20 protein-coding genes are annotated in these 15,667 nt (G+C 60.0%); 7 read left to right on the forward strand and 13 right to left on the reverse strand.

The genetic code is table 11. The annotated features are described in order from the left end of the window. Positions 1 to 58 precede the first annotated feature (58 nt). Positions 59 to 1,027 (forward strand): lysylphosphatidylglycerol synthase domain-containing protein, encoded by a 969-nt coding sequence (locus RTCIAT899_RS05575; protein ID WP_041677313.1) that lies wholly within the window; start codon positions 59 to 61, stop codon positions 1,025 to 1,027. A gap of 15 nt (positions 1,028 to 1,042) precedes the next feature. On the opposite strand, the gene RTCIAT899_RS05580 is transcribed toward RTCIAT899_RS05575, so the two are convergent. The 4 genes from RTCIAT899_RS05580 to RTCIAT899_RS05595 are packed head-to-tail and all read right to left on the reverse strand — an operon-like array spanning position 1,043 to position 3,425. Next, on the reverse strand, positions 1,043 to 2,284 hold the full coding sequence (locus tag RTCIAT899_RS05580) for an RNA polymerase sigma factor (protein ID WP_041677835.1): 1,242 nt from the start codon (positions 2,282 to 2,284) through the stop codon (positions 1,043 to 1,045). Positions 2,285 to 2,294: 10 nt separating this feature from the next. Next, positions 2,295 to 2,675 (reverse strand): YciI family protein, encoded by a 381-nt coding sequence (locus RTCIAT899_RS05585; protein WP_015339261.1) that lies wholly within the window; start codon positions 2,673 to 2,675, stop codon positions 2,295 to 2,297. 17 nt (positions 2,676 to 2,692) lie between these two features. After that, positions 2,693 to 3,055 carry a YciI family protein gene (locus tag RTCIAT899_RS05590; protein WP_015339262.1) on the reverse strand — a complete coding sequence of 121 codons (363 nt, stop codon included), beginning with the start codon at positions 3,053 to 3,055 and terminating at the stop codon, positions 2,693 to 2,695. 10 nt (positions 3,056 to 3,065) lie between these two features. Then, positions 3,066 to 3,425 (reverse strand): YciI family protein, encoded by a 360-nt coding sequence (locus tag RTCIAT899_RS05595; protein WP_015339263.1) that lies wholly within the window; start codon positions 3,423 to 3,425, stop codon positions 3,066 to 3,068. A gap of 155 nt (positions 3,426 to 3,580) precedes the next feature. Here RTCIAT899_RS05595 and RTCIAT899_RS05600 point away from each other — a divergent pair, with 155 nt between their 5' ends. Continuing rightward, a complete protein-coding gene (locus RTCIAT899_RS05600) occupies positions 3,581 to 3,811 on the forward strand; it encodes a hypothetical protein (RefSeq protein ID WP_041677314.1) in 231 nt (76 codons plus the stop codon). A gap of 16 nt (positions 3,812 to 3,827) precedes the next feature. On the opposite strand, the gene RTCIAT899_RS05605 is transcribed toward RTCIAT899_RS05600, so the two are convergent. The 4 genes from RTCIAT899_RS05605 to RTCIAT899_RS05615 all read right to left on the reverse strand — a co-directional run bounded on the left by RTCIAT899_RS05605 (position 3,828) and on the right by RTCIAT899_RS05615 (position 6,537). Further along, positions 3,828 to 4,154 (reverse strand): hypothetical protein, encoded by a 327-nt coding sequence (locus RTCIAT899_RS05605; RefSeq protein ID WP_015339264.1) that lies wholly within the window; start codon positions 4,152 to 4,154, stop codon positions 3,828 to 3,830. 41 nt (positions 4,155 to 4,195) lie between these two features. After that, complete coding sequence (locus RTCIAT899_RS05610; RefSeq protein ID WP_015339265.1) at positions 4,196 to 5,698, reverse strand: AMP nucleosidase; 1,503 nt, start codon at positions 5,696 to 5,698, stop codon at positions 4,196 to 4,198. A gap of 119 nt (positions 5,699 to 5,817) precedes the next feature. Beyond that, positions 5,818 to 5,994, reverse strand: a complete 177-nt coding sequence (locus tag RTCIAT899_RS33760; RefSeq protein ID WP_015339266.1) for a hypothetical protein — start codon at positions 5,992 to 5,994, stop codon at positions 5,818 to 5,820. A 204-nt stretch (positions 5,995 to 6,198) separates the two neighbouring features. Then, positions 6,199 to 6,537, reverse strand: a complete 339-nt coding sequence (locus RTCIAT899_RS05615; RefSeq protein WP_015339267.1) for a DUF2147 domain-containing protein — start codon at positions 6,535 to 6,537, stop codon at positions 6,199 to 6,201. 465 nt (positions 6,538 to 7,002) lie between these two features. On the opposite strand from RTCIAT899_RS05615, the gene RTCIAT899_RS05620 reads away from it, so the two are divergent. Further along, positions 7,003 to 7,266 carry a sel1 repeat family protein gene (locus RTCIAT899_RS05620; protein ID WP_015339268.1) on the forward strand — a complete coding sequence of 88 codons (264 nt, stop codon included), beginning with the start codon at positions 7,003 to 7,005 and terminating at the stop codon, positions 7,264 to 7,266. A gap of 130 nt (positions 7,267 to 7,396) precedes the next feature. On the opposite strand, the gene RTCIAT899_RS05625 is transcribed toward RTCIAT899_RS05620, so the two are convergent. After that, positions 7,397 to 8,509 (reverse strand): pyridoxal phosphate-dependent aminotransferase, encoded by a 1,113-nt coding sequence (locus RTCIAT899_RS05625; protein ID WP_015339269.1) that lies wholly within the window; start codon positions 8,507 to 8,509, stop codon positions 7,397 to 7,399. Between the two features lie 178 nt (positions 8,510 to 8,687). Between RTCIAT899_RS05625 and purN the strand changes: the two genes are divergently transcribed. Next, positions 8,688 to 9,287, forward strand: coding sequence for a phosphoribosylglycinamide formyltransferase (gene purN, locus RTCIAT899_RS05630; RefSeq protein WP_015339270.1), 600 nt, complete (start codon positions 8,688 to 8,690; stop codon positions 9,285 to 9,287). 127 nt (positions 9,288 to 9,414) lie between these two features. Here purN and RTCIAT899_RS05635 read toward each other — a convergent pair whose 3' ends face one another. Then, positions 9,415 to 10,167, reverse strand: a complete 753-nt coding sequence (locus RTCIAT899_RS05635) for an SDR family oxidoreductase (RefSeq protein ID WP_041677315.1) — start codon at positions 10,165 to 10,167, stop codon at positions 9,415 to 9,417. A gap of 97 nt (positions 10,168 to 10,264) precedes the next feature. On the opposite strand from RTCIAT899_RS05635, the gene RTCIAT899_RS05640 reads away from it, so the two are divergent. Continuing rightward, on the forward strand, positions 10,265 to 11,173 hold the full coding sequence (locus tag RTCIAT899_RS05640; RefSeq protein ID WP_015339272.1) for an AraC family transcriptional regulator: 909 nt from the start codon (positions 10,265 to 10,267) through the stop codon (positions 11,171 to 11,173). Between the two features lie 16 nt (positions 11,174 to 11,189). On the opposite strand, the gene RTCIAT899_RS05645 is transcribed toward RTCIAT899_RS05640, so the two are convergent. Beyond that, the gene (locus RTCIAT899_RS05645; RefSeq protein ID WP_184461959.1) at positions 11,190 to 11,588 is read right to left on the reverse strand and encodes a PilZ domain-containing protein; all 399 of its coding nucleotides are present in this window, start codon (positions 11,586 to 11,588) and stop codon (positions 11,190 to 11,192) included. A gap of 310 nt (positions 11,589 to 11,898) precedes the next feature. Here RTCIAT899_RS05645 and RTCIAT899_RS05650 point away from each other — a divergent pair, with 310 nt between their 5' ends. Further along, positions 11,899 to 12,333, forward strand: a complete 435-nt coding sequence (locus RTCIAT899_RS05650; RefSeq protein WP_015339274.1) for a glyoxalase superfamily protein — start codon at positions 11,899 to 11,901, stop codon at positions 12,331 to 12,333. Between the two features lie 64 nt (positions 12,334 to 12,397). Next, on the forward strand, positions 12,398 to 13,765 hold the full coding sequence (locus RTCIAT899_RS05655) for an MATE family efflux transporter (RefSeq protein ID WP_015339275.1): 1,368 nt from the start codon (positions 12,398 to 12,400) through the stop codon (positions 13,763 to 13,765). Positions 13,766 to 13,828: 63 nt separating this feature from the next. Here RTCIAT899_RS05655 and iolB read toward each other — a convergent pair whose 3' ends face one another. Both iolB and iolE read right to left on the reverse strand, forming a co-directional pair. After that, a complete protein-coding gene (gene iolB, locus RTCIAT899_RS05660; RefSeq protein WP_015339276.1) occupies positions 13,829 to 14,626 on the reverse strand; it encodes a 5-deoxy-glucuronate isomerase in 798 nt (265 codons plus the stop codon). 70 nt (positions 14,627 to 14,696) lie between these two features. Then, positions 14,697 to 15,614 carry a myo-inosose-2 dehydratase gene (gene iolE, locus RTCIAT899_RS05665; protein ID WP_015339277.1) on the reverse strand — a complete coding sequence of 306 codons (918 nt, stop codon included), beginning with the start codon at positions 15,612 to 15,614 and terminating at the stop codon, positions 14,697 to 14,699. Between the last annotated feature and the right edge of the window lie 53 nt (positions 15,615 to 15,667).

Below are 15,667 nucleotides of genomic sequence, written 5' to 3' on the forward strand. Positions count from 1 at the left end.
CGAAACGAGCGAAAAGTCCGGTTTCAGCCTTCCGCTCGCATTTGGGTGCCCTAACTACATGAAGACTCCGACGGTTGCCAGCCGACAGAATTGGTTTATTCGCAACCGAATGACGCTGCTGACGCTCGCGGTCGTCCTTGCCTATGCTGCCTTCATCGAATGGTTCTGGGGCTGGAGCTTGATCCTGGCGCAATGGGGCAAGGTCGGCGCCCTGCCGATCCTTCTGGCGCTGGCGCTCCTGACAAGCACCTATTTCCTGCGCACCTGGCGCATCTACGATTACTTCCCGAAGGAAACCTCGGGCCATTTTGCGGCGCTGTTCCGTGTGACGCAGGTCCATAATCTGCTGAATATCATGATGCCCTTCCGAACGGGGGAAACCAGCTTCCCAGTGCTGATGCGCTCCGAATTCGGCATTCCTCTGGCGCGGGGAACTTCGGCGCTGTTCGTCATGCGGCTGCTCGACCTGCATGCGCTGCTGGCCGCAGCCGGCGTCGGCCTTGCGCTTGCTTCGCCCTATCATGTCCTGGCCTGGATCGTATGGGCAGCCTTCCTGCTGCTGCCGGTCGCTGGCTTCGCCTCCCGCCTGCCGCTGATCCGCCTTGCTGCCCGCACCCTGCCGAAGAAGGCGCAAGGGCTGGTGCATGAGCTGGAGCGCGGCCTGCCGGTTGATGCCGGCGCCTTTGCGCGCGCCTGGCTGACGACGATCGTCAACTGGCTCGTCAAGGTCGTGGTGCTCGCTTGGGCGCTCGGCCTGATGAACGTCACGCCGCTTTCGGCAAGCTTCGGCGGCGCTCTCGGCGGCGAGCTGTCCTCAGTCTTGCCCGTGCATGCACCTGGAGGCGTCGGCACCTATCCGGCCGGCATCACTGCCGGCGCCATGGCCTTCGGCGCTTCGAGCGCCAAGGAGGCAATCGAAAATCTCGCACAGGCGAGCATCAATGCCCACCTCCTGATCGTGGTCTCGGCGCTGACGGGAACTGCGATCGGATTGCTGATCTCGCGCAAACGCGTACCCATGGCTTAAAAAATAGCAGCATTTTTAGTGCTGGATCTGATCGCCGAGCTCGGCCAATCGCCTGCGCAGGAATGCCTGCTCCGGCGCCTGCTGGCATAGCGAAAGCGCCGTTTGATAGGATTGCCGCGCCTCATCCGTCCGGCCGAGCTGGCGAAGAAAGTCGGCTTTTGCAGCGTGAGTGAGGTGATACCGCGCCATCCGTTCCTCTTGCAGCAGTCCATCGACGATGGAAAGCGCTGCGGCCGGACCATCGCACATGGAGACTGCCACCGCCCGATTAAGTTCGATCACGGGGGATGGGCTTGCGATCAGCAGCAGGTCATAGAGCATCACCAGCTGCCGCCAGTCGGTGTCGTCGGTGGTCGCGGCGCGCGCATGTTCCGTCGCGATCGCGGACTGCAGGGCGTAGCTGCCGACGCTCTCAGCGGACATAGCCCGCGCCGAGAGCGTTACGCCTTCGCGGATCTGGCTGCTATCCCATAGCGCACGATCCTGATCGGCAAGCAGTATCAGGTCACCCGATGCGTCGGTGCGGGCAAGCCGCCGCGAATCCTGCAGCAGCATGATTGCCAGCAGCCCCTCGACTTCCGAATCCGGCAATAGCTGCAGCAACAGCCTGCCGAGCCGGATGGCCTCGGCGGCAAGATCGGCGCGCACGATCGCAGCACCCGACGATGCCGAATAGCCCTCGTTGAAGACAAGGTAGATGACATGCAGCACCTGCGCTAGCCGTTCCGGCAGCTCGGTCTTGCCGGGTACTTCATAGGGGATATTGGCGGTGCGTATGCGGGTTTTGGCGCGGACGATGCGCTGCGCGACTGTCGGGGCCGGAATCAGAAAGGCATGGGCAATCTCTTCCGTCGTCAGGCCGCAGACCTCCCGCAGCGCCATCGCCATCCGCGCCTCTGCGGGAATAAGCGGGTGACAGCAGGTGAAGATCAGCCGCAGCATGTCGTCCTCGATCTCCTCGCTTTGCGATGTCTCCATTATCTCGCCCTCCGGATAGAGGCTGTCGGCAATGTCGGCCTGGGCAGCGTCGAAACGCGTGCGTCGCCTTATATTGTCGATGGCGCGAAAACGTCCGGCGGAGACGAGCCAGGCATAGGGATTGGCCGGGATGGTCTCCTCCGTCCATTGCTGCGACGCTGCTGCAAAGGCATCGTGAAGGGCTTCCTCCGCTCGGTCGAAATCGCCAAGCAGACGGATCAGCGTTGCAAGAACGCGGCGCGAGTGGCTACGATAGATGCCTTCGATGGTTCGGTTCAGCGACACGGCGTCAGCCTTCCTCTGCCAGGTCTCCCCGAAGGGTCAAGATACGAACCGGACGGATTTCGACGGCGCCATAGCGCGCCGAGGGAATGCGTTTGGCGATATCGACAGCGCCATCGAGGTCAGGGGCTTCGATGAGATAGAAGCCAGCCAGGTGCTCCTTGGTCTCCGCGAAGGGGCCGTCCGTGACTGAAAATCCGTCGCCGCCATTCGGCCGGATGACGACCGATTTGTCTCGGAGCGCCAGTGCATCGGAAACGATCATGGTGCCGTCCCGCCGCAAGCCCTCGTCGAAGACGAAGTGCTCGCCAATCAGATGGTTCATCTCGTTCGGCGTCAATCGTCCGTCGACATCGACTGTTGTGTAGATCAGGCCTAGAAACCGCATGTCTTCTCCTCTAGCTGCTATTCATTCGGAAAGCGGATGTCGAAAGCGGCGCGAACCTCGATCATGCCGTAGCGGGCAACGGGGAAGGTGGCGGCGATCGCGGTCGCTTCCTCCATATCTCGGGCTTCGATCAGCACGAAGCCGCCGAGATGTTCCTTGATCTCCGCGAACGGGCCGTCGGTAATGGCGGTTTCGCCCCGGCGCACCCGGACGGTTTTCGCAGTCTCCGGCTCGCGCAGGGCATTGGCGACGATGAGGTGGCCGCTCTCGCGCAGCCGGTTGTCATTGTCGACCGAATCCTGCGTCAGCTTTCGTCCTCCCTCTTCGGAAAGCTTGGCGATTTCTGCGCTCTCGAACCAGACCTGACAAAGAAATTTCATCGTAACCTCCTCAAACGTCCGGGCCGAAATTATAGATCGGCCGTACTTCGATCGCGCCGAGCTTGGCGAGCGGAATGCCGGCGGCAATCCGGATCGCATCGTTCAGATCCTTCGCCTCGATCAGGATGAAGCCGCCAAGATACTCCTTGGTCTCGATGAAAGGCCCATCTGTCACCGCCGTCTCGCCATTGCGGACCCGCACCGTCACCGCAGACTTCGGCGATTGCAGCGCTTCGGCGTGGATCATATTGCCGCTCTGCATCAGGTCGCGATCATAGCCGAGCGAATCCGAATCGAGCTTGTGCTTCTCCTCCTTGGTCATGAGGTCGAGCCTCGTGCCATCGAACCAGACCTGGCAGAGATATTTCATCGCAGCGTCTCCTCTTCAATTTGCTGACAGCCATAGACGAATGGTCGCCAAGCAAATCGACATCCCGATCCGCAGCATGACAAAAATTTTTGAGATTGTCGAAATGGCGCCGGCCCGCTCGACCAGTTCCGTCAACACCACAAGGAGAGATGGAAATGTACAGTCTGGAAGCCGCTATTGTCCATTTTTGGCAAAGGAAGACCCTGTCGGAAGAGGAATTGCTCGACGCAGGGGATGTCGGAAGGGTCGTTTTCCGCACATGGCTCGGATTTGCGGGTTTTGCGCTGCTGATCCTGTGCCTGAGCTGGGCCGGCGAGCCCTCGGGTCATCAGCAATTGACAGCGAGCCAAAACGCAGACCGCCTTATGTCGATATCTGAGAACTAGGAAATAGACGCTCGCGTTAAAAGCGTTCCACAAAATCCGAGATGGCATCATAAAATCTGGATGTTTGATCGGCCGGTGCATTGTTTTCCGGCCAAATCGCGATCAGCGCCTCAAGATTTGTCTTGATCGCATGGAAGGTGTCCAAAGCCTCCCGCTCACTGCCGATGAAAACAGTATGAGCCATGTTGCCGTAAAGGCCGCAGGTAATGGCAAACGGCACACGATCACACCTCTCAAGTGTGACGCGTGCGCCGTCACTATGTTCTTCGTCCAAAAGAATAATGCCGCTTTCTGAGCCCTGATGACCGATTGTCGAACCGCCATCAAAGCTTACCCATGCCACGTATTTTCTCCGGTCAAATGTGATAGCTGCCTATCTATATGTTATTGGAATGCCGTTTCGAAGAAGCTGCGCAGCTTGCGCGAATGCAGCGCTTCCGGCGGCATGGCGGCCAGTTTCTGGATCGCGCGGATGCCGATCTGCAGATGCTGGTTCACCTGGGTACGATAGAAGGCCGTCGCCATGCCCGGCAGCTTCAGCTCGCCGTGCAGCGGCTTGTCCGAAACGCAGAGCAGCGTGCCGTAGGGAACGCGGAAGCGGAAACCGTTGGCGGCGATGGTCGCCGATTCCATGTCGAGCGCGACCGCGCGGGCCTGGGACAGCCGCTTGACGGGGCCTGCCTGATCACGCAGTTCCCAGTTGCGGTTGTCGATGGTGCCGACGGTACCCGTGCGCATGATGCGCTTCAGCTCGAAGCCCTCATAGCCGGTGATCTCGGCAACGGCGGCCTCAAGTGCCACCTGCACTTCAGCGAGCGCCGGGATCGGCACCCAGACCGGCAGGTCGTCGTCGAGAACATGGTCCTCGCGCATATAGGCATGGGCGAGCACATAGTCGCCGAGCCGCTGACTGTTGCGCAGGCCGGCGCAATGGCCAAGCATTAGCCAGGCATGCGGACGCAGCACGGCAACGTGGTCGGTGATCGTCTTGGCGTTGGATGGGCCGACGCCGATATTGATCATGGTGATCCCGGCATGGCCCTTCTTCTTCAGATGGTAGGCCGGCATCTGCGGTAGCCGCGGCGCTGTCACATCGCCCTCGGGCTGGCTGGAACCAGCCTTGGTGATGATGTTGCCCGGTTCGACGAACTCGGTATAGCCGCCGCCGCCGCTCGCCATCAGGTCGCGCGCCCATTTGCAGAATTCGTCGATATAGAACTGATAGTTCGTGAACAGCACGAAATTCTGGAAATGCGCCGCGCTGGTCGCCGTGTAGTGGACGAGGCGGGCCAGCGAATAGTCGATGCGCTGCGCCGTAAACGGCGCAAGCGGCGAGGGCTCGCCCGGCGGCGGGATATATTCGCCGTTGGCGATTTCGTCGTCCGTGGTGCTCAAGTCCGGCGTGTCGAAGAGGTCTCGCAGCGGAATGTCTTCGAAAACGGTGGCGGTTGCTTCGACGTGAGCGCCTTCGCCGAAGGCGAAATGAATCGGGATAGGCGTCGTCGATTCCGACACGACCACCGGAACATTATGGCTGCGCATCAGGAGCGTCAGCTGCTCCTTGAGATAATGCTTGAAGAGCTGCGGGCGGGTGATCGTCGTCGTGTAGACGCCGGGTGCCGTGACATGGCCGTAGGAGAGGCGCGAATCGACATGGCCGAAGCTCGTCGTCTCGATGCTCACCTGCGGATAGAAAGCCCGGTAGCGCGCTGTGATCGGCGCGCCTTTGGCGAGCTTGGTGAAATTGTCGATCAGGAACGCGGTGTTGCGATCGTAAAGCTCCGTCAGCGCTTCCACGGCCTTGCCCGGATCATCGAAGGTACTCGGCTGGAACGGGCTGGGAGAGGAAATGTCGAGGGGTGAAAAGGGAGAGATTCTGTTGCTCATGCGCCATTATAGAGTGTCGTTGATTACAAGCAAACGACGTTGCAACAGGCGGCCCGGATTCTCGCAGCTATTTTTAGAGCCGCCCACTGGCCTGCGCGAGGATTACGCGCAGACGTTTGTTATTGTACCGTCGTGCAGTAAGGCGCGCCGGTCTGCACGCAGGTGAAGCTTGCTCCGAAATGCGATTGTGCGCCGCTGCGACCGGCGTGTTCGACCGCAACCGAGAAGCTGAATGCGAAGACGGCAGCAAACAGCATGATAACAACGAAGCGCCGTGCGATGATGATCGAGTCCATATTCCTGGCCTACCCGTGCCCTATACTGGACACTGTTTTGCCATGGTCAGGCTGAACAGGTGCTGAGATACCGGTTCATCCGGCGTTCAGAAATATTACCAGTTTCGAATGGTCGCCGGCCTCTCCTCGCAGGCAAATAACGAGAGCCCGCCGATGTCAGGCGGCAGGCATGTCGAGTGCTTTCTGGGACGGGCAGGTGCTGTTTTAGAGTTTCGTCCAGGTCTGCGACTTGCAGAATACCTTCAGCACGCAGCCCTGCATCTTGATCTTGTTGCCGCTGACCGTGCCGGAGCCGCTGTAGGTTTTGTCTTCGGAGGGGTCGGTAAGCTCGCCCGTATAGCTGTTACCTGTGCCCTGCATCCTGCCGATCTGCTTGCCGGCATATTTGCCAGTCTTCAGGGTCACGCAATAGCTGTCGCCGCAGGGAGCGATGGCAGCCGTGTCGCCGGCAACCGTTTTCCAATTGCCGACGATCGGCTCTTCGGCAAGAGCGGCGCTCGCACTCATCAGCAATGCGATCGCAAGAACGGTAGTACGGATCATGGTGTCATTCCTCCCCCAAGGCGCCATCCGGTTCTGTGACCGGGAATGCGGTGAGATTATCTAACGCGAACGTAAAGGTAAATATGGCTTTCGGAGCTCAAACACCCGTTTCGGCGGGTGTCCGCGCACCGTCGAAACACGACATCGAATTCAACTGCGCTCTTTTTGTGGTGAAGAAAGAGTTTAAATCCAAATCCTAACGGAAGGTTAAACTCGCCCGAAAATCCTTAATTTGCAAGGGAAGCCATGTTTAACAAAATCCCAAGTTTACCAAGCATTTGCACTTTGTTTGCATCGAATTAATCATGCATTTTAGGCGTTTTTTGAAAGCCGTCTGCGATAGTGAAGCCATCAAACGAGCGGGGCAAACCCGCCAGCCGGAAGAACCGGAAAGCCGCGTATGACGGCAAGGTTCGGACGGAAAACAGGGCAGATACGAACAGAAGTCAAACAGGGATAATAGCAATGGCACGCTTTGAAACGCCGATGTCTGGAAATGCCATGATGGGTGGTAACAGCGCCGATGCCCTTTGCGAACTGGGCGTGAACTACGCGACCGGCAGGGGCTGCAATGCGGACCTCGTTGCCGCCCACAAATGGTTGAATATCGCCGCCATCCGCGGCAGCGAGCGCGCCGCCGAGCTTCGCGCCGACGTTGCCGCGACCTTGACCAAGATGCAGCTCGCAGCAGCGCTGCGCGCCGCCCGCGAATGGATGACCACGCACTGAGGCGTGCCGTCGGCGATACCACTTCCTGACCTCGAAAGAGGGGATGTCGGCGGCCGACGGAGATGCCAGCCGAAATGATGAAAACCGCGACCGGCCGGAACAAGGCAGGCGCGGTTTCGTCGTTTTGGGCTTAACTGATCGCCTTCAGCACCTTCGGCAACGCCTCGGCGAAGAGATCGAGATCCTGCCTGGGTCCGACGCTGACACGGATGCACCGGTTGAGCGGGGCTACCCCCGGCATGCGGATGAAGACGCCGTGCTGGATCAACCCGTCGACGATGGCACGGGCATAGACGCCGTCCCGTCCGCAATCGATGGCGACGAAATTGGTGGCGGAGGCGAGAGGCAGCAGCCCATTGTCGCGGGCGATCGTACCGATCTCTTCGCGCGCGGCCCGGATCTTGCCGATTACTTCGGCAAGATAGGCCTGATCTTTCAGCGCGGCGAGGGCGGCAGCGGTCGCGAGCTTGTTCATGCCGAAATGATTGCGGATCTTGTCGAAGGCCAGCACGGTCTCTGGCGCGCCGATGACATAGCCGACGCGGGCGCCGGCAAGACCATAGGCCTTGGAGAAGGTGCGGGTGCGCAACACGTTTGGCAGGTCGATCAGGGCCGAGATATCAGGAAGCGAGCTGGCAGGCCCCGTTTCGCTATAGGCTTCGTCGAGGATCAGCATGCAGTTTTCCGGCAATGCACGGGCAAAGGCGACAATCTTGTCGGCATCCCACCAGCTACCCATCGGATTGTCGGGATTGGCGAAATAGACGAGCGGCGCATTCTCGCGCTTCACCGCTTCGAGCAATCCATCGAGATCCTCGCGATCATCGACATAGGGCACGGTGACGAGGCGACCGCCGAAGCCGGCGACATGGAAATTGAAGGTGGGATAGCCGCCGAGCGAGGTGACGACGGGCGTACCCGGTTCGATCACCATACGCGCGATCAGGCCAAGCAGGCTGTCGATGCCTTCGCCGACGGCGATATTGGCGGATTGAACACCGAGATGGGCCGCAAGCGCCTGCTTCAATTCGTAATTTTCCGGATCGTTATACATCCAGATATCGCCGGCCCGCTCGCGCATGGCCGCGATGACGGAGGGCGCTGGCCCAAAACCGTTCTCATTGGCGCCGATACGGGCCTTGACCGTCAGCCCGCGCTGACGCTCCAACGCTTCTGGGCCGACGAAAGGAACGGTGGAGGGAAGGGCGCTGATCAGCGGCGTGAAGCGCGAGAAGGCGGACATGCTGGCTTTGTTTCCCGAATTCGGTTGCTGGGTGAGGCAGAATAGGCGCTTGGCAGGTGGTTGCAAGAGCGGAAAGACGCGGCCTTCGGATTGCCTCGTCGCACTCATTGAAAATTCGTATCAGTTACCATTAAAGGGAGTCTCGGTCATCGCGATAGCATCGATCAACGAGGCCCTCATGAATAAGCTCGCAATAGCGTTCCTTGCATCAAACAATGGAACCTCATTTCGGACGGTCAACGAAGCCATCCGAGCGAACACAGTGAATGCTGCCGCTGTCGTGCTGGTTAGCAATAGGGCTTCGTCCGCAGCACTAGCCTATGCTGACGCCAACGGTATTCCCTCGTTTCACATTCCGACCAAGGACCGGGAAGCTGATGCGGACAAACAGCTTCGCGACACACTAATCGCTTATGGAGCTGAACTCGTTATCTTATCCGGCTATCTCAAGAAACTTGGCCCGCTTACGCTAGCCGCGTTTGATGGGCGAATATTGAATGTTCATCCGGGGCTGCTACCCAAATACGGCGGATTGGGGATGTACGGGCGAAGAGTTCACCAAGCCGTGCTCGATAATCGCGAGACCGAAACAGGCGCAACGATCCACCTCGTAGATGGAGAGTACGACCACGGCAGAACTGTGGCCACAACCACCGTTCAGATCCATCCCGACGATAGCGTACTTTCGCTGGAACAACGGGTCATGGTTGCAGAATGCGATCTTTTCACCGATCTCATACGCCGCATATCAATAGGCAGATTGCGCCTGCCGTTATGAAATGAGACGTTCGCAAAAGGCCGAACGCAGCCGCCGGACGCACTCCCGGGATCGATGGCTGCGTGTTCCCTCTAATGCACGGTCGAAGTCGGAACGGCCGCAGCTTTTGGGCTGCCACCGATTCCGGTTACAAACCTGCCTCAGCCATCCAGAGTTCAGCATCCGCACCGCCCGGAATTCGCAGCGGGGCGGATGGATCGGTGGCAGCCCGCCAAACCGCTTCCGCGACATCGGGTGCGTGAGTCACTGGACCAGTATCGTCCTGCACATTCTTGATGAATTGCTGAATGAGCGGAGCATAATCCGGATCGTCCAGACCACGCAAATGTGGACGCGCATTCTCCCCAAAGCGAGTTTCCGGCGACCGGCCTGGCAGGACAATATGCACACGCACGCCAAATGGCTCCATCTCCACCGATAAGGACTCGGTGAAGGCGTTCACCGCTGCCTTGCTCGCCCGGTAGATCCCAATCACCGGCATAGTCTTGACCGTCACCGTAGAGGTGACGTTGACGATGACTCCGGCCCGACGTTGACGCATCTGGGGCAATACGGCCTGGACCATCGCCAATGTGCCGATCGTATTTGTCTGGAACAGCGACTGCACCGTCTCCGGCGCGGTCAGCTCGATTGGTGAGGGCGCTCCGAAACCGGCATTGTTGACCAATACGTCTATCGGACTGGCAGCCTTCACGGCGTCCACGATGCTTGCCGGATTGGTGACGTCGAGCGCGAGAACACGCAAGCGTTCGGAAACCGGTAGCAGCTCGGGTTGGGGCGTGCGCATTGTCGCGATGACATCCCACCCTCGTTCAAAAAACAGTTTCGCAGTCTCCAGGCCGAAGCCAGACGAGCAACCAGTAATCAATATCGTGGACATGAGCCTCTCCAAACAAAAGGAATGATGCCATGGTAGTGACCGGGCGAGAGACTTTATATATGCTATAGTCTCCATTTCTTTAGCGTTAGTCCTGATTATGACCGTCGATCCGCTTGCCGAAATCGTCACGCTGCTGCAGCCTGCCGCTCGCTTTTCGAAGCTGGTGGAATGCGCCGGCGCCTGGCGAATTCACCGCGAGGCCACAGGCGAGCCATTCTACTGCGCAATCCTTGAGGGGCGTTGCCGCGTAACGTTTGGAGGACATCGGCCTTTCATCCTCCGGGCCGGTGATTTCGTGCTCGTGCCGGCCATGCGCGACCTTGTCAATGAGAGCGTCGACGCACCGGCCGGTCTGTCCGCCATGGTTCCAGCGCAGTTGAGTGGCGGCCATTTCCGTGTCGGCCGCCTCGAAGGGCCGGCGGATCTGCGCATGCGCATAGGGCATTGCAGCTTCGGCGCGCCGGATGCTGCCTTGCTCGTTTCCCTCTTGCCTGATGTCGTTATCGTTCGTGACGAGCCCCGACTCGCGACTCTGATGCAATTGGTCGGTGAGGAAACGCGCGAGCGCCGGCCGGCGCGCGAACTCGTGCTGGAACGGCTGCTGGAGGTGTTGTTGATCGAGGCATTGCGATCCGGCACGGAAACAACCGTCACGTCGAGCTTGAGTCGCGGCCTTGCCGATGAACGCCTGGCTGCAGCACTTCACGCAATGCATGCGCGTCCTGCCCATCCTTGGACTGTCGCGGATCTTGCGACCGAAGCGGCCCTGTCCCGATCGGCTTTCTTCGCGCGTTTCAGCCGTGTCGTTGGCCTGCCACCAATGGAATATCTATTGGCTTGGCGCATGGCTCTTGCAAAGCAGCTATTGCGCAGCCGCGAATTGGGGGTGGATCAGGTAGCTGAACGCGTTGGCTACGGATCGGCAAGCACTTTCAGCGTCGCCTTTGCGCGATACGCAGGCATGCCGCCTGGACGATATGCCCGCGGCGACGTGCGAAGCGATTGAGGACGTGAAGCCGAATTTATACCGGCCGCCTTTTGCCGCGTGCAGCCAGGGCTTCGACATTGCCGATCATGAAATCGGCGCGCACGACGCGGCGAAGCGTCTCCGGTTCGATCAGGTTGATGAAGCGGACATGGACGCGATTGTCGATGCGGCTGACTTCGGCGCAGGCTATGCGGTAGACGAGACCGAGGATGTTCAGATAGTAGTGGGTCGGCAGGCCGACGGTGGTGGCGACGGTGAAGCTGGCACCGCCGCGCGAGATGTCGGTAATCTCGGCGCTACGCACAGAAATGCCTGTCAGGCAGGGACGGACAGCCACGAGACGCGCCGGCCGCTGGACGTAGAAACGTTCCCAGCTGCGTTCGTAGACTTCGGATTTGACTTTCGCCAGATGGGTTGCGCGAAGCATTGTCATTCCCTGTTGCAAAACAGACCGAATTCATCTCGGTTACAGCATGAATCTTGCACGGAGATTTTGCGGAAGCGTCAATTGCATTGGTAGAATTTTAACGGGTTCGTCTTTTGTGCCGATTTGGGCGCATCTTGACAGGAGCATCGGCTTCGATCATACGAACGAGCGGTTCGAGGCGCCTGCCGCTCGCGGATGAAAATCCAAGGTGAAGTCCTCGCAGTTTTAGGTCACGGCCACTCAGGGCATGCTGACTGACGGTAACGCGAGCTCCGTTTCACAGTCGTAATTGCGTGCCTTAGCAAAGGCTGATCCTATGACGACGTATCCGTCCATAGATGAATTGAAGGCTCAGGCCCGGCGTCTGCGTCAGGCCATGGCCGAGCGCGGCGACGACATGAGCCACTCGGCGGCGCTGGAGCTCATCGCCAAGCAACACGGGCAGCGCGACTGGAACACGCTGTCGGCGCTTGCCGCAAAACCGAATGACGGGCCGGATGCGCCCTTCGATGTCGGCTCCGCCGTGCGCGGGCGTTATCTGAACAAACCGTTCACGGGTAAGGTTCTGGCGATGTCGGCGAAGTCGGGCGGGCTCTACAAGATAACGATCCATTTCGACGAACCGGTCGATGTGGTGGAGTTCGAGAGCTTCTCGGCATTCCGCCAGCGCATCAACGCCCAGGTCGACGCCGACGGCATTTCGCCGCGCCGGACATCGAACGGCATACCGCATCTGGTTCTCGACCTTTAATCTTCATCCCTGCTTGTTACGCCGCTATCTTTGCCGCTCGCGAGCGATTCCGTCCGGATACACCATGACGCACACCCTCGAAAACAATATGTTTCTCACCGGCTGGCTGCCTGGCGTCTTTGCCAAGACAGCCGCGCCGATCGTCATCATCACGACAGTCAGCGGCCTCTTTGCCGTCGTCGACGCCTATTTCCTCGGCGTCTATGTCGGCGCCGAGGCGCTCTCCGCCGTCAGCCTCATCTTTCCCGCGCTGATGCTGCTTATCGCGCTGCAGACGCTGGTTTCAAACGGCATGGCGAGCATTCTCGCCCGCCGCCTCGGGGCCGGAAATCGCGACGCCGCGAAGTCCGTGTTTACCGGCGCCCATACGCTGGCGCTTGCCGTCGTGGTGGCGATCAACCTCGTCTACTGGCTCGCAGGCAGGCAGTTCATTGCCGTGGCCGCGGCGGGAAATGCCGATGTTGCCAGGAGCGCCGAGGCCTTCATGGGCGTCATGGTCGCCTTCGCGCCGGTCAGCTTCTTTCTTTCGATCCATCTGGACGGGCTGCGCTGCGAAGGAAAGCTCGGCTTCATGACGCTGGTGACGCTTGCCTCGACGCTGCTCAACATCCTGGCAAACTGGTTGCTGATGGCCGTTGCGCACTGGGGCGTGGTCGGCTCCGCCGGCGGCTCGGTCCTGGCGCAATTCATCTGCCTGATGATCGTCATCATCTATCGCCTGCGTCGGCCGAATGGCCTTCGGGTCGACATGGCGCTGCATGTTCGCGAGTGGCGCGGCGTCGTCGCCTTCGGCGCTCCGATGAGCCTCGGTTTCATCGGCATTTCGCTAAGCTCGGCGGCGATCCTCTTCAACGTGTCGATCTGGCATGAGGGGGATTATGTCGCGACCGTCGGCGCCTACGGAATCGTCACAAGAGTCATGACCTTCGCCTATCTGCCGCTGCTGGGCTTGAGCATCGCGCTGCAGACCATATCAGGCCATAATCATGGCGCCGCCCTTCCAGCCCGCGTGGGTCATAGCGTCCTGATCGCCCTGATTTCGGCTTTGGTCTATTGCGGCGCCGTCGAACTCATCGTCGAGCTGCTGGCGGGGCATATGGGTTCGATTTTCGTAGGCGATCCGGTGATCGTCACGGAAGTCGGCCGCATCCTGCCCTGGACAATCGGGGCCTACTTCCTCTTCGGCCAGGCGATCATCCTGTCGTCCTATTTCCAGTCGATCGGCGATGCGAAGCGTGGTGCGATTTTCGGTCTGTCGCGGTCCTATCTGTTCACCTTGCCGCTGACATTCCTCCTGCCGCTCGTCTTCGGCGAACGCGGGATCTGGATGACGCCGATCTTCGCTGAGATGGGCATGATCCTGCTCACCTGGCTGGTATTGTCGCGCAATGCCAGGGATAGCAAATGGCGCTACGGCTTGTTGCCGGCGTAAGAATGGAAAAGGCCGCGCTTTCGAGCACGGCCTTTTCAACTATGAATCGATGTCAGGCGTTATTCAGGACTTGAGCAGCCATTCATGCTCGACGGCATTGTGGAATTTCCAGATCCGCTTCGGGCCGGCCATGACGTTGAGGTAATAGAGGTCGTAGCCGTGGCAGGCGGCGCAGGGGTGATATCCCCTAGGCACCAGCGTCACGTCGCCATCCTCCAGCACCATGACTTCGTCCAGCGACCGGTCGTCGGTATAGACACGCTGGAAGCCGAAGCCCTGCGGCGGGTTTAGGCGATGGTAATAGGTCTCCTCCAGGAAGCTTTCGTTCGGGAGATTGTCCTGATCGTGTTTGTGCGGAGGGTAGGACGAGGTGTGTCCGCCCGGCGTGATCACTTCCACGACCAGCAGCGAATGCGCCGCGCCATCGTCTTCCGGCATGATGTTGTTGACGTGGCGGACATTGGTGCCCTTGCCGCGCGTTAGCGCCGGATGCGTGCCCGGCGGAATGGCGCGGGCTTCATAGGAGCCGCCGCCTGGTGCCGAGCAGACGGCCAGTTCCAGATCGGTCTCGGCGGTCACCGACCAGCTCGAGCCTGCTGGAATATAGAGCGCGTGGGGCGCTCCCTCGAAGGGGCTCATGCGGCCGCCGAGCGAGCCGAAATCCTTTGTACCCGCCTTGGCGCTTCCCTTGCCGCTAACCCATACGAGGCAGACCTCGCGATCGCCGGTCTCGGCCGAAGCGGTTTCGCCCGGCTTCAAGCGATGCAGGTCGAAGCCGACATAGGTCCAGCCGGCGCTTTCGGGCGTGACATGGGTGACGCGGCCATGCGAGCCGCTAGGTTTGACCTTCAGATTGGGCATGGTCTTGCTCCATTGCTTGGAGAGTGCCCCTCTCCAACCTGTGACGGAGGAGAGGGGTTCTCGTCTTCCGTTATCCCTTGGGAAAGCCTTCGGTTTCCACTGTGTAGCCCGCGGCCGTCATCACGCGCATCAGCTCGGCATGGCCGATCTCGGCCATCTTTTGCGGCGGCGCCTTGCGCGGATCCTGCTCGGCTTCGACGACGAACCAGCCTTCATAACCGTAATCGGCGAAGCGCTTGACGATAGCGCCGAAATCGAGCGATCCATCGCCCGGCACCGTGAATGCGCCGAGCGCGACGGCGTCGAGGAAAGACTGCCGGCTACGATCCAGCCCATCGACGACGGACTTGCGGATATCCTTGACGTGAACGTGGTTGATGCGGGCGTGGTGGTTGTCGATGGCGCGCAGCACGTCGCCGCCGGCAAAGGCGAGATGACCGGCATCGAGCAGCAGCGGAATGCCTTCGCCGGAATTGCGCATGAAGGCGTCGAGTTCCGGCTCGGTTTCGACGACCGCTGCCATGTGATGATGGTAGGAAAGCGGCATGCCCTGGTCGGCACACCATTCGCCGAACTCGGTGACGCGGCGGGCATAGGCCTTCATCTCGTCATCCGAAAGGCGCGGCTTGGTGGCAAGCGGCTTGGAGCGGTCCCCCTGGATCGAGCGGCCGACTTCGCCATAGACGATGCAAGGCGCGCTGACGGCCTTGAATAGCTCGATCATCGGCGCGATGCGGTCCTTGTTGGCGGCAAGCTCCTCGTTGACGAGCGTACCCGAGAACCAGCCGCCACAAAGCGTCACGTCGGCGGCGCGCAGGATCGGCAGCATCTCATCGGGATTGCTCGGGAAGCGCCGGCCCTGTTCCATACCGGTGAAGCCCGCGCCGCGCGACTGGCGTAGGCATTCTTCCAGAGATACGTCGTCGCTGAGCTCCGGAAGATCGTCGTTCCACCAGGCGATGGGCGACATGCCGAGTTTGGCCTTCATCAATGGTCTCCTTGAAAATAGCGTTGGAGGAGCGTCTCAGCTCCTCCGGAAAA

This window comes from Rhizobium tropici CIAT 899, from assembly GCF_000330885.1.
In the GTDB taxonomy this organism is placed as follows: domain Bacteria; phylum Pseudomonadota; class Alphaproteobacteria; order Rhizobiales; family Rhizobiaceae; genus Rhizobium; species Rhizobium tropici.